The sequence below is a fragment of the Balneatrix alpica DSM 16621 genome, from assembly GCF_000619885.1.
GTDB lineage: Bacteria > Pseudomonadota > Gammaproteobacteria > Pseudomonadales > Balneatricaceae > Balneatrix > Balneatrix alpica.
Genome location: NZ_JHUZ01000006.1, coordinates 163397 through 185608, shown reverse-complemented (window position 1 = coordinate 185608; position 22212 = coordinate 163397). Strand labels below are relative to the sequence as shown.

The 22212-nt window shown below is 57.0% G+C and carries 24 protein-coding genes; 16 read left to right on the top strand and 8 right to left on the bottom strand.

Annotated elements, in window-relative coordinates; genetic code table 11:
* Nucleotides 1-67: 67 nt before the first annotated feature.
* From proC to Q334_RS0101325, 10 genes are all read left to right on the top strand, one after another.
* Complete coding sequence (gene proC / locus Q334_RS17580; protein WP_342667423.1) at nucleotides 68-919, top strand: pyrroline-5-carboxylate reductase; 852 nt, start codon at nucleotides 68-70, stop codon at nucleotides 917-919.
* Nucleotides 909-1451, top strand: coding sequence for a YggT family protein (locus Q334_RS17575; RefSeq protein ID WP_035460487.1), 543 nt, complete (start codon nucleotides 909-911; stop codon nucleotides 1449-1451). Before proC ends, Q334_RS17575 begins: the two co-directional genes overlap by 11 nt.
* Nucleotides 1452-1464: 13 nt before the next feature.
* Nucleotides 1465-1758: a DUF167 family protein gene (locus Q334_RS0101360; RefSeq protein WP_027311639.1), complete on the top strand. Its 294-nt coding sequence runs from the start codon at nucleotides 1465-1467 to the stop codon at nucleotides 1756-1758.
* Nucleotides 1759-1821: 63 nt separating this feature from the next.
* Nucleotides 1822-2985, top strand: coding sequence for a homoserine O-succinyltransferase MetX (metX, locus tag Q334_RS0101355; RefSeq protein WP_027311638.1), 1164 nt, complete (start codon nucleotides 1822-1824; stop codon nucleotides 2983-2985).
* The gene (gene metW / locus Q334_RS0101350) at nucleotides 2982-3572 is read left to right on the top strand and encodes a methionine biosynthesis protein MetW (protein WP_027311637.1); all 591 of its coding nucleotides are present in this window, start codon (nucleotides 2982-2984) and stop codon (nucleotides 3570-3572) included. The genes metX and metW overlap by 4 nt, the downstream gene beginning before the upstream one ends.
* Before the next feature lie 16 nt (nucleotides 3573-3588).
* Nucleotides 3589-4554 (top strand): membrane protein, encoded by a 966-nt coding sequence (locus Q334_RS0101345; RefSeq protein WP_035460486.1) that lies wholly within the window; start codon nucleotides 3589-3591, stop codon nucleotides 4552-4554.
* Complete coding sequence (locus Q334_RS0101340) at nucleotides 4555-5118, top strand: GNAT family N-acetyltransferase (RefSeq protein ID WP_027311635.1); 564 nt, start codon at nucleotides 4555-4557, stop codon at nucleotides 5116-5118.
* Complete coding sequence (locus Q334_RS0101335; protein ID WP_027311634.1) at nucleotides 5112-5552, top strand: DUF4426 domain-containing protein; 441 nt, start codon at nucleotides 5112-5114, stop codon at nucleotides 5550-5552. The genes Q334_RS0101340 and Q334_RS0101335 overlap by 7 nt, the downstream gene beginning before the upstream one ends.
* Before the next feature lie 115 nt (nucleotides 5553-5667).
* Complete coding sequence (locus Q334_RS17570; protein ID WP_051527434.1) at nucleotides 5668-6747, top strand: GGDEF domain-containing protein; 1080 nt, start codon at nucleotides 5668-5670, stop codon at nucleotides 6745-6747.
* Nucleotides 6748-6780: 33 nt separating this feature from the next.
* Nucleotides 6781-7500: an SIMPL domain-containing protein gene (locus tag Q334_RS0101325; protein ID WP_035460484.1), complete on the top strand. Its 720-nt coding sequence runs from the start codon at nucleotides 6781-6783 to the stop codon at nucleotides 7498-7500.
* On the opposite strand, the gene Q334_RS17565 is transcribed toward Q334_RS0101325, so the two are convergent.
* Nucleotides 7497-8015 carry a MarR family winged helix-turn-helix transcriptional regulator gene (locus Q334_RS17565; protein WP_035460482.1) on the bottom strand — a complete coding sequence of 173 codons (519 nt, stop codon included), beginning with the start codon at nucleotides 8013-8015 and terminating at the stop codon, nucleotides 7497-7499. The genes Q334_RS0101325 and Q334_RS17565 overlap by 4 nt on opposite strands.
* Nucleotides 8016-8141: 126 nt before the next feature.
* On the opposite strand from Q334_RS17565, the gene Q334_RS0101315 reads away from it, so the two are divergent.
* Complete coding sequence (locus Q334_RS0101315) at nucleotides 8142-8462, top strand: DMT family transporter (RefSeq protein WP_027311632.1); 321 nt, start codon at nucleotides 8142-8144, stop codon at nucleotides 8460-8462.
* A gap of 15 nt (nucleotides 8463-8477) precedes the next feature.
* On the opposite strand, the gene Q334_RS0101310 is transcribed toward Q334_RS0101315, so the two are convergent.
* The 5 genes from Q334_RS0101310 to Q334_RS0101290 all read right to left on the bottom strand — a co-directional run bounded on the left by Q334_RS0101310 (nucleotide 8478) and on the right by Q334_RS0101290 (nucleotide 13196).
* Nucleotides 8478-9350: a DMT family transporter gene (locus Q334_RS0101310; RefSeq protein ID WP_027311631.1), complete on the bottom strand. Its 873-nt coding sequence runs from the start codon at nucleotides 9348-9350 to the stop codon at nucleotides 8478-8480.
* Between the two features lie 47 nt (nucleotides 9351-9397).
* Entirely contained in the window at nucleotides 9398-10816 is a 1419-nt protein-coding gene (locus Q334_RS0101305) for a DEAD/DEAH box helicase (protein WP_051527433.1), read from the bottom strand.
* A gap of 8 nt (nucleotides 10817-10824) precedes the next feature.
* Complete coding sequence (gene aroE / locus Q334_RS0101300; protein WP_027311629.1) at nucleotides 10825-11661, bottom strand: shikimate dehydrogenase; 837 nt, start codon at nucleotides 11659-11661, stop codon at nucleotides 10825-10827.
* Nucleotides 11654-12577 carry an oxygen-dependent coproporphyrinogen oxidase gene (hemF, locus tag Q334_RS0101295; RefSeq protein ID WP_027311628.1) on the bottom strand — a complete coding sequence of 308 codons (924 nt, stop codon included), beginning with the start codon at nucleotides 12575-12577 and terminating at the stop codon, nucleotides 11654-11656. The genes aroE and hemF overlap by 8 nt, the downstream gene beginning before the upstream one ends.
* Nucleotides 12578-12638: 61 nt before the next feature.
* Entirely contained in the window at nucleotides 12639-13196 is a 558-nt protein-coding gene (locus tag Q334_RS0101290) for an L-threonylcarbamoyladenylate synthase (RefSeq protein WP_051527432.1), read from the bottom strand.
* 191 nt (nucleotides 13197-13387) lie between these two features.
* On the opposite strand from Q334_RS0101290, the gene Q334_RS17560 reads away from it, so the two are divergent.
* Nucleotides 13388-15472 carry a GNAT family N-acetyltransferase gene (locus Q334_RS17560; protein ID WP_162157409.1) on the top strand — a complete coding sequence of 695 codons (2085 nt, stop codon included), beginning with the start codon at nucleotides 13388-13390 and terminating at the stop codon, nucleotides 15470-15472.
* Here the strand turns inward: Q334_RS17560 and dprA are convergent.
* Complete coding sequence (gene dprA / locus Q334_RS17555; protein WP_051527430.1) at nucleotides 15448-16620, bottom strand: DNA-processing protein DprA; 1173 nt, start codon at nucleotides 16618-16620, stop codon at nucleotides 15448-15450. The genes Q334_RS17560 and dprA overlap by 25 nt on opposite strands.
* Before the next feature lie 79 nt (nucleotides 16621-16699).
* The gene (locus Q334_RS0101275; RefSeq protein ID WP_027311626.1) at nucleotides 16700-17740 is read right to left on the bottom strand and encodes a LysM peptidoglycan-binding domain-containing protein; all 1041 of its coding nucleotides are present in this window, start codon (nucleotides 17738-17740) and stop codon (nucleotides 16700-16702) included.
* A gap of 117 nt (nucleotides 17741-17857) precedes the next feature.
* Between Q334_RS0101275 and def the strand changes: the two genes are divergently transcribed.
* The 4 genes from def to trkA all read left to right on the top strand — a co-directional run bounded on the left by def (nucleotide 17858) and on the right by trkA (nucleotide 22207).
* Nucleotides 17858-18373: a peptide deformylase gene (gene def, locus Q334_RS0101270; protein WP_027311625.1), complete on the top strand. Its 516-nt coding sequence runs from the start codon at nucleotides 17858-17860 to the stop codon at nucleotides 18371-18373.
* A gap of 176 nt (nucleotides 18374-18549) precedes the next feature.
* On the top strand, nucleotides 18550-19536 hold the full coding sequence (gene fmt / locus Q334_RS17550; protein ID WP_051527429.1) for a methionyl-tRNA formyltransferase: 987 nt from the start codon (nucleotides 18550-18552) through the stop codon (nucleotides 19534-19536).
* Nucleotides 19533-20825: a 16S rRNA (cytosine(967)-C(5))-methyltransferase RsmB gene (gene rsmB, locus Q334_RS0101260; RefSeq protein ID WP_027311624.1), complete on the top strand. Its 1293-nt coding sequence runs from the start codon at nucleotides 19533-19535 to the stop codon at nucleotides 20823-20825. The genes fmt and rsmB overlap by 4 nt, the downstream gene beginning before the upstream one ends.
* Before the next feature lie 5 nt (nucleotides 20826-20830).
* Nucleotides 20831-22207, top strand: coding sequence for a Trk system potassium transporter TrkA (gene trkA, locus Q334_RS0101255; RefSeq protein ID WP_027311623.1), 1377 nt, complete (start codon nucleotides 20831-20833; stop codon nucleotides 22205-22207).
* Nucleotides 22208-22212 lie beyond the last annotated feature (5 nt).

Below are 22212 nucleotides of genomic sequence, written 5' to 3'. Positions count from 1 at the left end.
GCTGGCAGGAATGGCAGTGGACGACCCTAAGGTCGCCGTAACAAGTACAACGATAGGACGGTGGATTGTGAGTCAAGCTACTCTTGCTTTTATCGGCGCTGGCAATATGGCCTCGGCCATCATTGCCGGGCTGGTCAATAATGATTATCCAGCTGAGTTCATTCTTGCCACCAATCGCACTCCGGGTAAGCTGCATGCGCTAAAGGAGCAGTATGGCATCCGTACCGGCAGCGATAACCTCAGCGCCGCACGTGAAGCTCAGGTGGTGGTGCTGTCGGTCAAACCTCAGATCATGCGTGAAGTTGCCTCCTCCCTGCGTGCCGCGCTGAGCCACAAACCCCTGATTATCTCAGTGGCCGCCGGGATTAGCCTGGAGGCCCTCAACCATTGGCTGGGTGAGGACTTACCCATCGTCCGGGCCATGCCCAACACGCCCTCCCAGTTAGGCGTCGGGGCCTGTGGCCTGTATGCCAATCCGCACGCCAGTGCCGTGCAAAAAACCCTGGCAGAACGCATTATGCAGGCGGTGGGCACCACCCTCTGGGTCGATAAGGAAGAGCTGATTGATGCGGTGATTGCCGTTTCCGGCTCAGGCCCCGCCTATTTCTTCCTGTTTATGGAAGCCATGGTGGAAGCGGGGGTAAAGTTAGGCCTGACACAGCAGCAGGCACTGGATCTGGCTGGCCAAACCGCCCTGGGCGCCGCCCGCATGGTGCAAGAAAGCGGTTTACCCCCCGCCGAATTACGCCGCCGGGTCACCTCCCCCAAGGGCACCACCGAACAAGCGATCTTAACATTTGAACAACAGGGCCTTCGTCAACTAACCTTGGAGGCCATGCGCGCCTGCGCCACCCGCGCCAAAACCTTGGCCGCCGAGCTCAGCCATATCCCGACCAGTGAGGAAGAGCATGGGAAATGACCCTATTATTCTGATCGTCCGCACCCTGGGCAGTCTGTTTGTCTTTATCGTGTTGTTGCGCTTTCTGCTCCAGCTAACGCGAGCCGATTTTTATAACCCTATTTCCCAGGCGGTGGTGAAATTCACCAATCCCGCGCTGATCCCGCTACGCCGGGTCATACCGGGCTGGAAGGGGATGGACCTGGCCTCCATCATGCTGGCACTGCTGGTCAAGCTGGTGGTGGTCTTTGTGGTGTTTTACCGCCATGGTGGCATTCCGGATGTCCTCTCCCTGCTGATTTTCTCCAGCGTGGGGGTGCTCTATTCCCTGCTTGATATCTACTTCTGGTCAATCTTGATCATGGTGATTCTCAGCTGGGTCGCACCGAACTCCAGCCATCCGGGGGCCCAGTTGATCTGGCAAATCAGCGAACCGGTTTGCAATCTGGCTCGCAAGGTATTGCCGCCGATTGGTGGATTGGATCTGTCGCCCATTTTGATTTTCCTGGCCATTCAGCTCATTCAGGGCCAGTTACAACCCTTTGCTTTCTAACGAGAGCAAAGGGATGAGCTTTTTCAGCTGGGACCAACAGGCACTGATCCTCAGTTGCCATTTGCAAGCCAAGGCGAGCAAGGATGAAATCGTCGGCTTGCAGGGTGATGCGCTAAAAATCCGCATCACCGCACCGCCGTTGGAGGGCAGAGCCAATGCCCATCTGTGCCGTTTTTTGGCCAAAGCCTTCGGCGTCAAACAACAGGCTGTCCTCATCGAACAGGGTGAGCTCAGCCGCCATAAACGGATTCGGATTCAGGCGCCAGCCCGCATACCTGCGCTGCTGGACGCCATGATGCATGCCTGAACACTCGCGCCTGTCGGCTCGGGTGCCGCTCAGGCGCCCGTAATAGAGAGGATGTGAAGACAGATGCACACGGAGTTCCCCGCCGACAGTGTCGGCCTAGTCAGCCCCCAGCGCCTAGTGTTCGACCAACCCCTGCAGCTCAGCTGTGGCCGTACCCTGGATAGCTATGAGCTGATGGTGGAAACCTATGGCGAGCTGAATGCCAACGCCAGCAACGCCATCCTGATTTGCCATGCTTTGTCCGGTCACCACCATGTTGCCGGTTACCATAGCCCGGACGATCGCAAACCTGGCTGGTGGGATAGTGCCGTTGGCCCTGGCAAACCCATCGATACCAACAAATTCTTTGTCGTCGGCCTCAATAACCTGGGGGGCTGCCATGGCAGCAGTGGCCCCACCAGCATTAACCCCGCCACCGGCAAACCCTATGGCCCGGATTTTCCGATCGTCACCGTACAGGACTGGGTACAGGCCCAGGCGCGACTCGCGGATCGTCTGGGGATTCAACAGTGGGCCGTGATTATCGGCGGCAGCCTCGGCGGCATGCAGGCACTGCAGTGGAGTATCGATTTCCCTGAACGCCTGCGCCATGCCATGGTCATTGCCTCTGCCCCCAAACTCTCGGCACAAAATATTGCCTTTAACGAAGTGGCTCGCCAGGCCATCAGTAAAGATCCGCAGTTTATGCAGGGACGCTATTATGATGCTGACACCTACCCCAAAGTGGGGCTGATGCTGGCACGGATGGTCGGCCACATTACCTATCTCTCCGATGAGGCGATGCGGGCCAAGTTCGGCCGGGAGCTAAAAAAGGGCAAACTTTCCTTCGACTTCGATGTGGATTTCCAGGTTGAGAGTTACCTGCACTATCAGGGTGAGCAGTTCTCCACCTCCTTCGATGCCAACTCTTACCTGCTAATGACCAAGGCGCTGGATTACTTCGACCCTTCCCGCGACTACCAGGACAACCTAGCCCAGGCCCTTAGCCGCGCCCAGTGTGAGTTTATGCTGATGTCCTTTACCACTGACTGGCGCTTCTCGCCGGAACGCTCGCGGGAGATTGTCGAGGCACTGGTGGAGGCTGGTAAATCCGTCAGCTATGCCGAAATCGACGCTCCCCAAGGGCACGATGCTTTCCTGATTCCCATCCCTCGCTACATGGAACTGATGCGCGCCTACCTTGATCGCGTTGCCACTGAAATTGCACAGGAGAGCCCGGCATGCTGAGAGCGGATTTGGACATCATTCAAAACTGGATCGCTCCTTCCAGTCGCGTGCTGGACTTAGCCTGTGGTGATGGCTCCCTGCTGGCACACCTGCGCCAACACAAGGGAGTCAGTGGCTATGGCCTGGAGATCGATCCCGACAAAGTACGGGCCTGCGTTGCCCGTGGTGTCTGCGTGTTGGAGCACAACCTCGATAAAGGGCTGGGGCACTTCCGCGATAACAGCTTCGACTTTGTCATCATGACTCAGGCCCTGCAAACCATGCATCGTCCCGACAAAGTGCTGGAAGAAATGCTACGGGTAGGGCGGCAATGCATTATTACCTTCCCCAACTTTGGTCACTGGCGTAACCGTATGCACCTGATCAGCAAGGGGCGGATGCCGGTATCCAAATTTTTGCCCTATGAGTGGTATGACACCCCCAACATCCACTTCTGCACCTTTCGTGACTTCGAACAGCTCTGCCATGAACGCCAGATTCAAATCTGCGAACGCACCGTAGTGGACTCGGAACACCGGGATACCTGGGCCATGCGTTATTTCCCCAATTTACTTGGGGAAATCGCCATCTACCGCGTCACCCGTTAAACATAAGGAGAGTGTGATGGCCAAGGCGATCTACCACTGGGCCAGGGACATTGTGCAGGTCAGTCTGACCCTGTTCCGTATCCTCATTCCCACCCTGATCGTAATTAAAATCCTGGAAGAACTCGGCGTAGTCGTGTGGATCAGCTGGCTACTCAGTCCGGTGATGAGTGCCGTGGGGCTACCTGAGTCCGCCGCCCTGATTTGGGCCACCACCATGCTGACCAACCTCTATGCCGGCATGGTGATCTTCTTTACCCAAGCCCCCAGTGAAGGCTGGACCGTCGCCCAGGTGAGCGTACTCGCCACCATGATGCTACTGGCCCACAACCTGGTGATTGAAGGACGGATTGCCCAACGCGCTGGTGTGAACCTCGGCTTCACCCTCGGTCTGCGCATCGGTGGCGCACTCGTGCTAGGAGCCTTACTGAACTGGGCCTATCAAAGCGGCGGTTGGTTACAACAACCCAATGTGTTGGCCTGGCAACCAGATCATCCGCAAGACAGCAGTTGGCTGGGCTGGCTGCAGGAGCAGCTACTCAACCTCTGGTATATCTTCCTGGTCATCGCCGCCCTAATCAGCCTGCTACGGCTACTGCGCTGGCTGAAAGTGGAGGCCCTGATGTCCTGGCTGCTGCAGCCCTTACTCCGCTTGCTGGGTATTCGCCCCCAGGCCACCAGCATGACCATTATCGGTATGACCCTTGGCCTGGCCTATGGCGGCGGTTTATTGATTCGTGAGGCAGAACAAGGACAGGTCAACAAGCAGGATGTATTTGCCGCTATCTGTTTGCTCGGCCTGTGCCACAGCCTAATTGAAGATACCCTGTTGATGCTGGCACTGGGGGCAGACCTATCCGCTATTCTCTGGACCCGTCTGGCCTTTTCCCTGGCTATACTGGCCTGGCTGACCCGCTGGGCACAGCGGCGTCCGGAGCCCTTTGTCGAACGCTTCCTGGTGCGCTCCGTCGCCAAGGGTAGCTAAATGTTTAGCCAGCGTCTGAACGATGATCTGCAACTGGCACTATTGATGCCCGAATTTGCGCCCGCTCTGTTTGAGTTAGTGGACCAACATCGGCAGGACCTCGCCATCTGGTTGCCCTGGCCCCCTCAGGTACAGAGGGTCGAGGACAGCCTTGCCTACATTCGTGAGCAGCTGCATAAACTACCTGATCGAGAAGGCTTAGCCCTGGCGCTACTCTGGCAAGGGCAGCTGGCAGGTGTCGTTTCGATTAACTGGGTAGACTGGCGCCTGCAAAGTGGCTATCTAGGCTACTGGCTGGCTCCACCTTACCGTGGTCACGGCCTGATGGGGCAGGCGCTGACATTTCTGATTGACTACGCCTTTAGTCACTGGCAACTGGCCAAACTTGAAATTCGCGCTGCTTGTGAAAATATTGCCAGCCGCCGCCTGGCCGAACGCTTAGGTTTTCAACTCGAAGGGACCATTCGCCGGGCCGAGTGCCTGCACGGTCACTATGTCGATCATGCCCTGTATGGCTTGCTACGCCAGGAGTGGCAACCACGTTCAAGGAGTGCATCATGTTAATTTCACGCTTTCCCGCTCTGGCTCGCAGCCTGACCCTGGCCAGCTGCCTCTTGGCAGGCTGGGCCCAGGCTGAGCAGAAACAAGACTTTGCCGACTACAGCGTACACTACAGCGCCCTGAATACTTCCTTCCTCACCCCAGAGGTTGCCCAGGCCTATGGCATCATCCGTTCCAACAGTCGAGGGCTGCTGAATATCGCTGTACAACACCAGGGCAAGCCCAGCACCGCCTTGGTCAGCGGCCAGGTAACCAACTTAATCGGTCAGATCCGTGAGCTGAGCTTTAAGGAAGTGCGCGAGCAGGACGCCATCTACTACCTCAGTGAGTTTGGCTTCACCAATGACGAACTGCTGACATTCAAGCTATCGATTCAGCCGGACGTCAACGCCAGTGCCCACGAGCTGCAATTTCAGCAACGGTTCTATAGTGACTGAGTTTGGCGCCAACGAGCCTGTACAAGCGGCTTGGCCTCTCTTTACAATGATCTGAACATTTTTTAGCCAATCGCTAAAGATTTATTCGCTCATCTAGTCGAGGTAGGAGGTGGCCGTGGCGCACTCAAGTACACCACCTCAGTCTGTCACCCTGTTAACGCCTGGCGCCGACCTGTTGCTCCAGGCTCACCGCTCATTTAATCGCATTCTGCGTGATCTGGCCCTCAGCCGCGATGCTCAGGCTATTTTCGTCAGCTTGATCGACACGGTAGAAACCCTGTTCCCTGGCCGTACCGCTTCCCTCTTACTGCTCAGTGCCGATGGCCTACATCTGCAAGTCGCCCATGCACCCGGCCTGCCTGACTTTTACAATCAGGCAGTAGAGTCTCTGACCATTGGCCCAGATGTTGGCAGCTGTGGCGCCGCCGCCTACTGGCAACGACCGGTGATCGCGGATGATGTCCATCAGCACCCCAACTGGAAAGCCTATCGTCAATTAGTCGATCAAGTAGGCTTTCGTGCCTGCTGGTCTGTGCCTATCCTCAGCTCGACCGGCCTGACCCTGGGCACCTTTGCCATCTATAGCCATCAGCCTGCCATGCCCAGTCAGCTTGAGCTGGAAATTCTTGATACCGCCGCCAGTGTCGCCAGTGTCGCCATTGAGAAATTTCGCATCGAGCAAGAACTGCACTGGGCCGCCGAGCATGATCCTTTAACCCGCTTACTCAACCGTGCCGAAGTCATGCGGCGGATTGAACATTGGGTCGAGTCAGCGTGGCTGAATGTGCGCCCCTTCACCTTATTATTTCTCGATTTAGACGGCTTCAAAGCCTTTAATGATCAGGCAGGTCATGCGGCGGGAGATACTCTGCTAACCTGCGTCGGCAAACTACTCAAACAGCACTTTCCCGAAGCTATTATTGGCCGCTATGGCGGTGATGAATTTTTACTCGCTATTCCCGCCCAGGCTGACTTTGAGCAACAATTACGCGACTGGTACCAGGCATTTCTACAACAAGCTGATGAACTTGCGCCGGGCATTGCACTTGGTGCGAGCGTAGGAGCGGTCAAAGTGAAGGATATGGTGCACTTGGATGCCCTGATTAATCAGGCTGATCAAGCGATGTATCACGCTAAAGAATCGGGTAAAGCACAACTCTGCTATAGCGACGGGCATTGCTCTCCTCTAAGCTAAAGCCTTCACCCCGCCTGTGACAAGGAGTCCAGCATGCAACGTATTTCCCCCCTCAGCTGGCTGGGTGCCAGCCTGATTCTCAGTATCGGCTTGTTAGGCTTAGGCTATCAGGGGGCGCAAGCACTCCTGGCGGTCAAGGCGTTGGAGCGCACCGTCACCGTGAAAGGACTGGCAGAGCAGGAAGTCACCGCCACCCTGGCAATTTGGCCGATCAAGTTCACTCTGGTGGATAATGATCTCAACCAGCTATATCGCTCGTTACAGGAAAAGAACCAGCAGGTGGAGGAATTCCTGTTACAGCAGGGCTTCAACCAAGCCGAAATCTCTTTAAGTACACCCGCTATCCGTGATCGTCAGGCCCAGGATTATGGCGACCCTAATGCCACCAATTATCGTTTTTCCGCCAGCTCAACGTTAACCGTCTATAGCGAGCGCATTGAGCACGTACGCGCCAGCCAAGCCAAAATGCTGGAGTTGGCCAAACTCGGGATTGCCATCAATGGGGCAGATTACGATGCACGACCTGAGTTTTTATTTAATCAGCTCAATGACATCAAACCCGCCATGGTCGAAGCTGCCACCCGTAATGCCCGTGAAGTAGCAGAGAAGTTTGCCGCCGACTCTGCCAGCCGCCTGGGTAAAATCAAAACGGCCTCCCAGGGGCAGTTCAGTATTGAAGACCGTGACAGCAATAATCCGCACATTAAAAAGGTAAGGGTTGTCTCAACGGTGGAATATTACCTGTCTGATTAATCCCCGCGCTCAACGACTGCAGCAGCTAACAGGCGCCCATGTAAAGCTTCCAGCCACTGCTGCAGTTGGGCGCTCTCACTGCTGCTCCAACAATCCGCCAGCGAATGCTCCTGCTCAATCACCGCCTGCATGGCCTGCTCAATAATCGCCAGCCCGGCCGCGGTTAGCTCCACCAATTGGCTACGGCCATCCTCAGGATTGGCGGGGCGCTCCACCCAGGCTTGCTGTTGCAAACGCTTCAGTACCTTGGTTAAGCCCCCCGAGGTCATAATCAGATAGCGCCTTAGTTCAGTCGGGGTTAACCGATAGGGGGCTCCCTGACTACGTAAGGCAGTCAGGGCCTCAAAGTCCGCGACCTGCAGCCCCACCTGCGCCAAGATACGCTCATGATGGCGGTAAAGAGCATCATGCACCCGATACAGCGATAGCAACGCCGCGTGGGAGCCAGCATAGGCCTGCGGCCAATGGGCCTTCATCTGGGCGAAAAGCTCATCAACGCTGATATGTTCTTGCATGGTCAAACACCTCTACCTCAACAACTAGGCAATCGCAGAATGCAAAAAATTTTGCCATATAGCTTGCCAGAAAGATAAATAAATCTGAGAATTTACCTTCCTGGCAAGCTAAATGGAGTGAAACCTATGAACGCCTGGTGGTTATTAGTCATGGCTGGCTTGGCCGAAGTCGGCTTCACCTACATGCTGAAACTCTCTGACGGTATGAGCCGGATACTGCCAACACTGGGCTTTATCGCCTTTGGTGGCCTCAGCTTCTGGTTGTTGTCGATGGCCATCCGTACGATTCCTCTGAGTACCGCCTATGCGGTTTGGACGGGTCTGGGCATTGTGGGCACCGTCCTGATTGGCACCCTAGTGCTGGGGGAAAGTCTTGGCTTACTGCGGGGGCTCTGCTTGCTCATGCTGCTGGTCAGCCTGGTGGGACTCAAATTACTGCCCAGCTAAGGTTAAAACGGAAGGCTAAAACTGTAAGCGCCGCCTGATCCACTCCAGGCGGACATGCACTAACCCCACACCCAGCAGGGTACAGGCTGCCCCGAGCATAAAGCGCCAGCCAAAGCTTTCCTCCAATAGCCATACTCCCATCGGCACCGCCAGCAAAGGCGATAACAACAACAGTGGAGTAACCAAATTTACGGGATGGCGTTGCAGCAAGTAATACACCACCGCATGGCCAGCCAAGCTGGCCCCCAGGGCAGAGTAGAGGGGTAACAACCATTGCTGCCAACTGGCACTGCTCAGCTTGAGCCATTGATCCTGCTCCAACAGCCAGGACAGCAGCAACAGACAAGGGGTCGCCACCAGGCCAATCCAGGCTTGCAGGGTCATCACCCCCACTCCCTGGAGTTGCTTCATCATGATGGTGGCCACCGCCATCGCTAATGCCGCCAGGGTGACGTAAATCAACGCCTGCCAATAGCTTAATACCTCTGGATCCAGGCCAATCAGCATCACCCCAAGAAAAGCCAGCAGGGTGCCCAGGCCGCGCTGCCAGCTCAAGGGCTCTCGCAGCCACCACCAGGCCAGCAGTGTGGTGAAGGGGACATAGAGCTGGCTGATGACAGCGACTGCACCTACTCCGCCTGCCTTATCCAAACCAATAAAGACCAGGGAGAAATGAATCACCCCCAATACCAGGGCGATACGCAGCACCGGCAGCAACTGCCCAGGGGCTAAGCGTAACCAGGGGAACAGCAACAAGAGTACCGCGGCAAAACGTAAGGCAGTGAAGAGCAGGGGATCAAAATGACTGACTCCCCACTTGCCTACCACCGAATTAAAGGCCCAGGCAGTATTGGCCAGCATCAACAATGCCCAATCCATTAGGGGCATAACCACTCCTTGTCTACTAACTTGTTGTTGGGTGCTGGCACTAAGGCTTAGGCTTTACCGGTTTTACGGGCCTTTAACTTGCTCGGCTTGGGTTTCTTTTTCGCCACTGCCTTGCTGCCTTTTTTGTCTTTTACCTTGGTTTTACGCGGTTTCAGTTTGAGCTTCTTCTTGGGCTCAAGGCCTGCAACCTTCATCCAGGGAATTTCAATATCCTGATAACGCTCCATGCGCCCCAACAGGGGGAAGTCATTGGTATCGATCAAACTCCAGGCGGTGCCCGTTTCCCCGGCACGTCCGGTACGACCAATACGATGCACGTAATCATCCGCCGCGAAGGGGAGATTGTAATTAAGTACATGACTTACCCGGCCAATATCCAGGCCCCGGCTGGCTACATCGGTGGCCACCAGAAAACGGGTTTTACCACGGCGGAAACGGCCAAGAATAAAGCTGCGCCCCTTCTGTGACATTTCACCATGCAAGCCTTCACATTGGTCACCCAGACGGCGCACATGGGCCGCCAAGCTTTCCACCTGCTTACGGGTACTGACAAAAATCAGTGCCTGCTTTACCTCTGGCCGTTTGAGTAACGCTAACAGCAGGTCGAGTTTATGCTGTTCGTTATCCGCCTGAATCGCCCATTGTTGTACGCTGGCCGCTGCATCACTGCGACTAAGAATCACCTCAACCGGTTGTTGCAGGGTCTGTTCACAGAAATCCTCCAACTCCCGGTTATCCAAGGTGGCGGAGCATAGCCAGGTCTGCGGACGCGGGCCCAAACGCTCAATCAGCTCATAGAGTTGATGGGTAAAGCCCATCTCCACCATCCGGTCGGCCTCATCGAGTACCAGCGCCTGGAGTTGGTGCAGCGAGAGATGACCATCCAGTACCAGATCCAGCAAACGTCCAGGGGTCGCAACCAGCACCTGTGGTAACAGCTGTAGACGCTCGATCTGTTCTGTATAGGACACCCCCCCCTGTACCAGCCCGGCATGCATGCCGGCTGCTTCGGCCAATACCCGGGCAATGCGAAACACCTGGGCCGCCAACTCCCGGGTAGGAACCAGAATCAAGCCGCGCAATCCCTCTTCATCACGCTGCGCTGGCGCTTTGTCCATTAGCTGCTGCAATAGCGGGAGCAGGTAGGCCAGGGTTTTACCGGTGCCGGTGTGGGCACAAATCAGCACATCTTCGCCATCCAAACCATGGGGAATCGCAATGCGCTGCACCTCGGTAGGCACCAGCAAACCTTGTTGCTCCAGCGCCATCAGCAGGGCTGGCTCCAGGCCTAACTCGTCGAAGCTACTGATATCCGCCAGATCACGCAGCTCCCCGTCTTCCTGCTGCTCAGCACTTTCCGCTTCAGCTTGCTCAGCTGCCAGCGCCGATTCCTCTGCCTGGGGGGGAAGAGTGATCTCTTCCGAGCCATCTTCCTGTTTGGTATCTGTCTTTTTTCGTTTATTCATGGAGTTATTCAAGTAAGTAAAGACTCACGTATAGAGCTAATCACCTTGGCGGTCTGGGGACGTACCCCGCGCCAAATAAAGAAGGATTGAGCCGCCTGTTCCACCAGCATGCCCAAGCCATCCTGAGCCTGGGCAGCACCCTGGGCCTGGGCCCAACGCATAAATACCGTCGGTTCGGCGCCATACATCATGTCATACACCCTCGCTCCCTGAGCCAAAATACCGGCGGGCAGGGGCGGCAGCTCGCCCTGCAAACTGGCAGAGGTGCCGTTAATCACGATGTCAAAACAGTGGCCTTCCAGGTCGGCGAAGCCACAGCCTACCACCGGGCCCATGTCATCAAAGTCTGCCGCCAGGGCCTGTGCCTTACTGGCGGTTCGGTTGGCAATCACCAGGGTAGCGGGCTGACTGGCCAGTAATGGCATTAACACGCCCCGCACTGCACCGCCGGCACCGAGCAACAGAATGCGCTGGTTATCCAACTGCCAACCCAAGTTATGGCTAAGGTCGCGCACTAGCCCGACCCCATCGGTGTTATCACCCCAAAGCTCACCTTCCTGCTGCCACAGAGTGTTAACCGCCCCCGCCCGCCGCGCACCCTCACTGAGGCGATGGCACAGTGCAAAAGCCTGTTCCTTAAAGGGTAGAGTGACATTCAGCCCTTTGCCGCCCTGAGCAAAGAAAAACTGCATGGCTTCGGCAAAACTGTCTAATGGCGCCAGCAGCGTTTCATAACTCAGTAATTGTCCGGTTTGCTGGGCAAACTGGCTGTGAATACGAGGTGATTTACTATGGCCAATCGGATTGCCGACCACAGCGTAGCGCTCTAATAGCGGCTCAGTCATGTTGCAACTCCAACCAGTCACGTTCGGGTAGGAAATCACTATAAAGCTTGGCTTCGACTGAGCCAGGCTCAGGCTGCCAGTCATAGCCCCAGTTCACTTCAGGCGGTAAGGACATCAGGATCGACTCCGTGCGGCCACCGGACTGCAAACCGAACAGGGTGCCACGGTCATATACCAGGTTAAACTCCACGTAACGTCCGCGCCGGAACTTCTGGAAGGTTTTCTCCCGCTCCCCATAGGGCGTACCCTGACGACGCTGCACAATAGGGCTGTAGGCCGCTAAATAGGCATCACCTACCGCCCGCATAAAGGCAAAGCTTTGCTCGAACCCCAACTCATTGAAGTCGTCAAAAAACAGCCCCCCGACTCCTCGGGCTTCTTGCCGGTGCTTGAGGTAAAAGTACTGGTCACACCACTTTTTAAAACGGGGGTACAGATCCTCACCAAAGGGTGCGCAGGCCTCCGCCGCTACCCGGTGCCAGTGTTGGCAGTCTTCGACAAAACCATAGTAGGGAGTGAGGTCAAAGCCACCGCCAAACCACCACACCGGATCACAACCGGGCTTGGAGGCAATAAAAAAACGCACATTAGCGTGGGAAGTTGGCACATAGGGGTTATGCGGATGCATCACCAGCGAGACCCCCATCGCCTCAAAACTGCGTCCTGCCAGCTCAGGACGATGAGCACTGGCGGAAGGCGGCAAGCTCGCTCCCATCACATGGGAAAAGTTCACTCCACCTTTTTCAAATACCCCACCCTGACTAATCACCCGGGTGCGACCACCACCCCCTTCCTGACGCTGCCAACTGTCTTCGCTAAAGCTTGCCTGACCATCCAGGTGCTGCAACTGTTGGCAAATACGATCCTGCAAATCGAGCAGATAGGTTTTAACGGCTGAGGTATCCAGGGCAGTCATGGGCGGCTCCATAGCTGAGAGAGCCGCCATTGTAACCCATCAACACCAGCAAGACTGTAGCTTATGCCCGCAGTGTGGCGCCGCTCGTCAGATCACGGATCTGTGTCGGCCGAGCCAGACCGCCCAGTTGTCCTGGAACCAAGCCATCGAGGTCAGCGCCAAAGTATTGACGCACCCGTAATGCGGAGCGGGCCGGAGGACGACCGCTGGGATTAGCAGAGGTGGATACCAAGGGCCCACCAAATGCCTGACACAGCTCCTGCACCAGCGGATGTGCGCTCACCCGTACCGCTACCTTAGTGTGTTTACCTTTGATCCAGCTGGGAACCCAGTCCTGTTGATCCGGCAAAATCCAGGTAAAGGGGCCGGGCCAATCGGCCGCTAATGCCTGCTGCTGACTGGCGCTCAGGTCTTGCCACAGTGGCTCAATTTGCGCCATGGAGGCCGCGACCAAAATCACCCCTTTTTCGGGAGGGCGCTGTTTCAGCGCTAAGAGGCGTTGAAACGCCTGAGGATTCCAGGGATCACAACCCAAGCCCCATACCGCTTCCGTGGGATAGGCAATCACCCCCCCTTCACGCAAGGTATGGCAGGCTAGGCGTACATGAATGGCTGCCAAGGTTCTACTCTCCTGTGCTGACAAAGCAACCGTGCAACCCAGAGTACACGGTTAAAATAACCTGCCTAAGCATACACCGCCGCGTAGCAAAAACGACTCAGCCTGACGGCGGGGCGCTCATGTTAAGAGGCTGCTCGCCGACTGTCGAGAGAGGCTAGACGAGGATAGGCGAGTGGGGCATGATCGCCGCCATGAATCCCATCTCTGCACTACTTGATTGGCAACGCCAAGCCGCCGAGCGCGGCATCCGCCTACTGGTTCACTGGCAAGGCAGTGCCTCTGCCTGCCTCAACCAGTTAGCGCCTCTGCTTGCCCAACTTAAGGGGTTACACTTCAGCCTGCACGGCGCCAAGGAGTGGCCACTGACACCGGTCAACGACCTACGCCAGGCCCAACAATACCTGGGACAGGAAGCCCAGTTGCTAGTAGTGGATGCCACCGAACACCTGGATGCAGACGCTCTGGCCGCCTTGGCAGGCACCCTGGTAGGAGGTGGCTTACTGATTCTGATCACTCCGCCACTGCACCACTGGCAGCAGGGTAACCCCTGGCAACAGCGTTTAGCCCGCTTGATACAGGCCAGTTATCAACAACCAGGGCTGATTCGCTGGAGCCCTCAGGAGCTGATAGCCCCAAGCTGGCCCAGCCCCTCTGCCACCCTCGCGCCTGCCCAGCCCCCCTATGCCAGCCAAGAACAGGCACAGGCGGTTAGCGAACTCTGTCGTCATGCGCTAGGACGTCCACGGCGGCCATTGGTGTTAACCGCTGACCGTGGCCGGGGTAAATCCACCGCGCTGGGCCTGGCGTGCCAGCAACTATTAGCCGCCCATCCACTCCACCTGGTGGTGGCGGTGCCGCAACTGGCCAGTGCCACCAGCCTACTCCAACCAGCCTGTAGCGGCTTGGAAGCCCTTACTGCACAGCATTGGCGGGCCCCTCTGGGAGGCAGTCTGCAACTGCTCAGCTTTAGTGAACTGCAGCAGCACTGGCCTCATGCTGATGTGTTACTGGTGGACGAAGCCGCCAGCCTGGCTTTGCCGGTGCTGAAGCGTCTGACCCGACACTATCCTAAGCTGCTGTTTGCCACCACCTTGCAAGGCTATGAGGGTACAGGGCGCAGCTTTGCCCTGCGCTTTAGCCAGTTTTTACGTCAGCACTATCCCCAGGGTAAACAACTGCACTTGCAACAGCCGGTACGTTGGGCCAGTCAGGACCCACTGGAGCCGCTGCTCAATCAATGGTTGCTGTTGGCCGACACCAACGCGGCTAGCGTCGCAGCGGCCTCTACAGCCCCCACCCCAGCAGACTTACACCCCTTAACTGCCAGCGCCCTGGCTAAGGATGAAGCCTCGCTACAGCAGTTCTATGGTTTGCTGGTCCAGGCCCACTACCGCACCCGTCCTTCCGACTTACAACAACTGCTCAGCCAGCCGGGCCTGCAAAGTTATCAGCTGGGAACAGGGCAGGGAGCACTGGTTACCCTCGAAGAAGGGCCACTCGCGGCCGACCTGCAAGAGGCAATCTGGTTAGGTCAACGCCGCCCACCGGGGCAGTTACTGCCACAGAGCCTGAGTTTTCACGGCGGCGCCAAAGAAGCCGGGCAACTGCGTTACCGGCGGATTATGCGGATTGCGGTGCCGCCCCAGCGACGGCGTCAGGGTGGGGGCAGGGCGATGCTGCAGCAACTGGCCCACCTCAGCCAACAACAGCAGATCGATATACTGGGTAGCAGCTTTGGTGCCAGTGCCGAGCTGGTCAGCTTCTGGCTCAGTCAGGGCTACTTACCCCTACGGATGGGGTTGGAGCGGGATGCCAGCAGTGCCGAATACAACCTGCTGGTAGGATTGCCGCTTAGCCCCGCCGGCCAGGCACTTTGCCAACGCCTGACTAAGCGCTTTTGGGCCAAACTCCTGGACTGGCTGCCCGGCCCCCTCTACGACCTGGAGCCGGAGGTACTAAAAGCGCTGGCCCGTACCGCACCCTTGGCACAACGTGCCTGGCAAACCGAGGACAGTCAGGAGCTGGCCATTTTTTGCCACGGCCAGGCAGGCTTAGCGCAGAGCCAGCTGGCACTTCATCACCTCTGCCAACTGGCACTGCCTCAATTGGCACCGGCTCAGTCAGACTACGATGCCATCCTGCGGGCAGCTCTCTATCGCTGGTCGCTGCCTCAATTGCAACAGGAGTATGGCTGGAGCAGTGCCAAGCAGGCCTTACAGCACCTCAGACAGCAGGCCCTGCAATTAGCCACTCAGCTTGCCCTGCCAGCGCCATAAGCAGGGTCGCGCACATAGCCTCCCGGTGCCTGCACCACTCGCCCCAGCAACTCCCACTCCAATAACTGGCTTAAGATTTCCTGCAAGGGTTGGCCACTCAAGGCCGCCAACTCATCGGGGCTGCGTGGTAACTCATCTAGCACTCGCCACAGCGGCTGGGTGGCCGCCTCCTCTGTCTGGGCATCCGCGCCGTGCTGCTGCAGGCGCTGTTGCAACACCTGGCGCTGGTGACCCAGTAAGGGGGCTAATTCCTGCAAAACCTGTTCAATCTCCTCCAGCAAAATCGCCCCCTGACGAATCAGCGCATGGCAACCCCGGCTTTGTGGTTGATGGATAGAACCAGGTACAGCAAAGAGCGGGCGATTCTGTCCCAGCGCATGGCTGGCAGTGGATAAAGAGCCACTCTTCAGTGCCGCCTCCACCACAATCACAGCGGCACTCAAACCACTGATCAGGCGGTTACGTTTGGGAAAGTTACCGGCCAATGGCCCTGTGCCCAGAGGCAACTCCGACACCAGCGCGCCCCCGGCTGCCAGTATTTGCTCTGCCAGGGCTTGATTGCGGGCCGGATAGAGTCGATCAATGCCGGTGCCAAGCACTGCAATAGTGGTGGCGTCTTGATTGCTACTCCCTTTTAAAGCGCCCTGGTGCGCAGCGGTATCAATCCCCAGGGCTAGACCACTGGTCACACTTAATCCCTGCCGAGTCAGTTCACGGGCAAAGCTATGCGCAGTATGCAATCCCTGCACACTGGCATGACGGCTACCCACCAAGGCCACCTGGGGTAAGGCCAAAGCCGCTGCCCGACCTTTGACATAGAGTAACAGCGGAGCCCCCTCCACCTCTGCCAGCAAGGGTGGGTAGAGCGGGTCATCCTGACTCAACACACTATGTAAAGGGGAAGCCGCCAACCAGTCCTGCAGCCGCTGCCACTGCTGCTCGGTTTGTTGCTGGATACTGGACCATCGCTCCCGCGCAGTGGCGGGCAACCATTGCAAGCAGGCAGGTTGAGAGGTCAGTAACGGAGTCGGCCAATCAGGCCAACGTTGGGCAGCCTGCTGCCAGCGCTTCGGCCCACAGCCAGGCAGGGCCTGCCAGAGTAGCAAGGCCTGATAGGTGGCCGTCGCCACCGGGGAAAGTGCATCCATAAACCGTCCTGATTCACTGGCTGCAATAACAGGCCATTACTTGCCGACAACCTCCTGAGTAGGTAATGGCCTGCCAAGGTTAAGACTGGGGTACGACGACCTTATCCCCAACCCGAATGGTTTTTTCTGCCTTCAGCACCAAGGCGTAACTGGTGCGGTCGAAGGTCTTAAACACCATCAACATCCCTGCCCGACTATCCGGCATCTGTAGCACTTCATTAGTAACAGGGTCTTTGACCTTCTGTCCCTGATTCCGCACCTCCAGAATGTGGCCGGCACGCAGGCCATCCAACTCTCCCAGACTCAGAATCTGAATATCAAAACGGCCGGAGTAAGCCACGCCCTCCGGCACAGCCAGGATCAACCCCTCCAGATAACGATCGGACGGATACCCCGGCTCAAAACTAGCAGGATAGGGGGACTCATCAACACTGAGGAGGCGATCACCAGCGCTGACCTCCTGACGCACCTTCAACACCCGGAATGCATGGATATCGCCTTGCTCCGCCTCCTGCTCTAAGCGCAGGGTGGCGATATACATGCCTTCCTGGCCATATACCACTTCCTTATCCTCGGCCAGCTCCTGCTTGAGCATGCGCGCAGGACGATACAACCGCCATTCCCGCTCCTTGTAAGGTAAGGGACCTCGCACATAAATCAGATCACCCGGGCCGCTGAGTAACTTTTTACTTTCACTGCCCACCACATAGGGAGCCTGCAAAAAGGTACTGGGATCATCAATCAGGCTATCGCGCAAAAACGGACCAATGGTCGACAAGGGCAGGGTGGGCACCGGGATCAATTCACTGACCTTAGTCTGCGCCAATAACTTAGCATTGCTATCGCCCCGCTTAAGCACTAAACGCGGCTGGCCATTAACCTTAACCAAGTGAATTTGATCGCCAGGGTAAATCAGGTGCGGGTTGGCAATTTGCGGATTTTTCGCCCATAACTGCGGCCACAGCCAGGGGTTACTAAAAAAACGTCCGGTGATATGCCAGAGGGTATCGCCCTTCACCACAGTGTAGTGCTGGGGGGCATCCCCTTTAAGTTGTGGCGTCTCCGCCTGAACGACGAGGGCCCAACAGGCCAGCAACGCCACCATCAGCAATCTGAACATGGTCTATCCTTAATCACGCCACCGCCGGGTGTAATGTCGGCAGGCTGTCGATATAATAGGAACTAATCATTTTTTCGCCAACTCGTGGCAGTTTATGCCTGAATAGGTAAGAAGTTCATGGCTTTGTTGGAAATTTTGGAGTTCCCGGATGCACGTCTGCGTACAGTGGCTAAACCACTGACCGCCGAGGAGCTCAAAGACCCCGCGTTACAAACGCAAATCGATAACATGTTTGAAACCATGTACCAAGCGCCAGGCATTGGTTTGGCCGCTTCACAGGTCAATTACCATAAACGCTTGGTGGTGATTGATGTTTCGGAAGATAAATCCGAGCCTCTGGTACTGATCAACCCAGAAGTCACCCCCCTAACCGATGAGCTGGAGTCCATGCAGGAAGGCTGCCTATCCGTTCCCGGCTTCTACGAGGAAGTGGTGCGTCCCGAGCGCGTTAAGCTCAAAGCACTGGATCGTCACGGCAAACCCTATGAGTTAATCGCCGAAGGCCTACTGGCCGTGTGCATTCAGCACGAACTGGATCACCTCAACGGTAAACTCTTTGTCGATTACCTGTCGCCGCTGAAGCGTAATCGGATTCGTAAAAAGCTAGAGAAGCAACATCGCCAGGTAGGCTGAGCCAATGCGAGCACTCCTGGATGACCTCGTCCGCCATGATGCTCTTACCGCTAGCCTGCTGGCTCCATTTCTTGGCCCTATCCGGCTAAGGTTCAACTGGCATCCATTAACGAGCAGGTTTACCTTGGAACAGCATCGAAGTCCCTGGGTAAACCTGTTTGTGTTTATAGAGCAAGATGACACCACAACAACCCCTGCGCATTCTGTTCGCTGGCACGCCTGAGTTCGCTGCCCAGCATCTGCAAGCCTTGTTGGATAGTCCCTATCAGGTGATTGGCGTCTATACCCAACCCGATCGCCCCGCCGGACGTGGGCAGAAACTGACCCCCAGCCCAGTGAAAAAGCTGGCGTTGGAGCATCAGTTGCCGGTCTATCAACCCGTCAGCCTGCGCCAGGCTGAAGCCCAGCAGCAACTGGCCAGCCTGGATGCCGACCTGATGATCGTCGTCGCCTATGGCCTGATTTTGCCGCAGGTGGTGCTGGATACCCCGCGCCTGGGCTGCATTAACGTGCACGCCTCCCTGTTGCCACGCTGGCGCGGTGCCGCACCCATACATCGTGCGCTGCTGGCGGGGGATCAGCAAACTGGGGTGACCATTATGCAGATGGAAGCTGGGCTCGATACTGGGCCAATGCTCTATACCCTGGAAACCCCCATTCTGCCCCGTGATACCAGTGGCAGTCTGCATGACCGGCTGGCCACCCTCGGCGCCAAAGCCCTGATTGCCTGCCTTGATCGCCTGCAACAGGGCCCAGTGGTCGGCGAACCCCAGGATGACAGCCTCGCCACCTATGCCCATAAGCTGGATAAGAGCGAAGGGGACCTCGACTGGTCGCAAAGCGCCAGCGCTCTCGACACCCTGGTACGCGGCCTGCAGCCTGGCCCAATGGCCTACACCTACCTGGGGGATCAGCGCATCCGTCTTTGGCAGGCAGAACCCGCCGTGAACCCCAATAGCGGGGCAGCGCCTGGCACCCTGATACGGGCAGATAAACGCGGTTTGCTGGTGGCCTGCGGGGAAGATGCCTTACTCATCACCCAGCTCCAGTGGCCCGGTAGTAAGGCTATGAGCGCCGCTGACTTACTGAACTCCCGTGCTGATCAGCTGCAACCCGGTATTCGCTTTCACCCTGCGCCCGCCGACGAGGATAGCGCTTCATGAGTACCCGCCTACTGGCTATCGATACCCTGGTGTGCGTATTACAACAGCAGCAATCCCTCAGTCAGGCGCTGCAGCCAGCACTAGAGCAGGTCAGCCCACGGGATAAAGGGTTACTACAGGAGTTGTGCTATGGCGTCTTACGCTGGCAGCCCCAGCTCGACAAAATTGCCAAGCACCTGCTGCAAAAACCCTTCAAAAAGCATGATTACGATGTGCATATTCTCATCATGCTCGGCCTCTATCAGCTGCTCTACACCCGTATTCCCCCCCATGCGGCGATTGGTGAATCGGTCGAAACAGCCAAGTTGATGGAGAAAGACTGGGCCACCGGTTTGGTCAATGGTGTGTTGCGCCGCTTTCAGCGCGAGCAGGAGGAGATCAGCACCGCCCTGCAAGGGAAAGCAGAATACCTCCATGCACACCCCCAATGGCTGCTGGCCAAGCTACAACACAACTGGCCCGAGCACTGGCAACAGATCGTCAGCGCCAATAATGCTTACCCGCCGATGACACTAAGGGTCAATCAGCAACAACAGAGCCGTGACGCCTATCTGCAAACACTGATCCAAGCCGGTATCGCCGCCCATGCCACTCCTTTCAGCCCCTGGGGCATTACCCTTGAGCAGGCGCAGGATGTGCAAGTGCTACCCGGCTTTTTCGAGGGCAGTGTCAGTGTGCAGGATGAAGCCGCCCAACTGGCTGCTACTTTGCTGGCTCCACAGGCAGGTGAGCACTTACTGGATGCCTGCTGCGCACCCGGCGGTAAAACCGCCCACCTGCTAGAGTCCTGCCCCGAGGCCCGCATTACCGCGCTGGATCTGGATTACCAGCGTCAGCAGCGCACCCGCGCCACCCTCAGTCGGCTCGGCTTGGCAGCCCAGGTATTGCAAGGTGACGCCAGTCAACAAAACTGGTGGGATGGGCAATTGTTTGATGCCATTCTAGCAGATGTGCCTTGCTCCGCCACCGGCGTCATTCGCCGTCATCCCGATATCAAACACCTGCGTACCAGTGAAGACATTGTTGCACTGGCAGAGCTACAGCTCGCCATTCTGAGTAACCTGTGGCAGATGCTCAAACCCGGTGGCCGTCTGCTTTATGCCACCTGTTCGGTACTGCCGCAGGAAAATAACCGTATCGTAGAGCGCTTCCTCAAGCAGCAACCCGAGGCCCAGATTATACCGCTGGACGTCCCCTGGGGACTGCCCCAATCCTGCGGTCGTCAGCTGCTGCCACAGCCTGGTGGGCATGATGGCTTCTTCTATGCGCTCCTAACCAAAGTGGTCTGAATCCGATGAAAATCATCATACTCGGCGCCGGTCAGGTAGGGGGAACCCTCGCGGAGAACCTCGCCAGCGAGGCCAACGACATCACCATCGTCGATACCGATGCCGCCCGTCTGCGTGAATTGCAGGACCGCCTGGACATTCGCACGGTGGAGGGCAAAGCCTCCCACCCCAGCGTTTTAACCCAGGCAGGCGGGGAAGACGCCGATATGCTGATTGCGGTGACCAACTCAGATGAAATCAACATCATGGCCTGCGCCGTGGCCAAAACCCTGTTCAAGACGCCAAAGAAGATTTGCCGGGTGCGGGAAGTAGACTATCTACTCGCTCGGGAGGCACTCTTCCATGACAAGGCACTGCCGGTCGATGTCCTGATCAGCCCGGAACAGGAGGTGACCCGTCATATTTACCGGATGATTCAGCACCCCGGCTCCTTGCAGGTGCTGGACTTCGCCGATGGTAAAGTGATGCTGGTGGCAGTGAAGGCTTACTACGGTGGCCCCCTGGTCGGCAATGAAATTGCCCAACTGCGCCAACACATGCCCCATGTGGACACCCGGGTAGCTGCGATTTTCCGCCGTGGCGCCCCCATTATTCCCCAGGGCAGCACCATTATTGAGGCTGATGATGAAGTGTTCTTTATCGCCGCGCGGGAAAACATCCGTGCGGTGATGAGTGAAATGCGCCGTCTGGATCGCCCTTACCGCAAAATCATCATCGCCGGTGGCGGTAACATCGGCGCTCGCCTGGCCGAACTGCTGGAGCATAACTATACGGTCAAAATGATCGAACGCTCCCTCGACCGTTGCCGCACCCTGACTCACAAGTTGAATAAAACCATCGTGCTGCATGGCAGTGCCTCCGACCGCCAGCTACTCATGGATGAAAACATTGAGGACTGTGACGTCTTTTGTGCCCTGACCAACTCCGACGAGGCCAACGTGATGGCCTCAATGTTGGCCAAACGTCTGGGGGCCCGTACGGTGATGACACTGATTAACAATCCCGCCTACGTTGACCTGGTGCAGGGTGGGGCCATCGACGTGGCCATCTCACCCCAGCAGACCACCATCGGCACCCTGCTTACCCATGTGCGTCGTCACGATGTTGCCGCCGTGCACTCACTGCGCCGCGGTGCCGCCGAGGCAATGGAAGCCATCGCCCATGGTGATCGTTACTCCTCCAAGGTGGTGGGACGCGCCATTGGCGAACTGCGTTTACCCCCCGGCACCACTATCGGTGCCCTGGTACGCGGGGATGAAGTTCTGATTGCCCATGACGATGTGGTGATTGAGAACGATGACCACGTCATCCTGTTCTTGGTCGATAAAAAATACATTCAAGACGTGGAGCGTCTGTTCCAAGTCGACTTCACCTTCTTCTGAGTCAG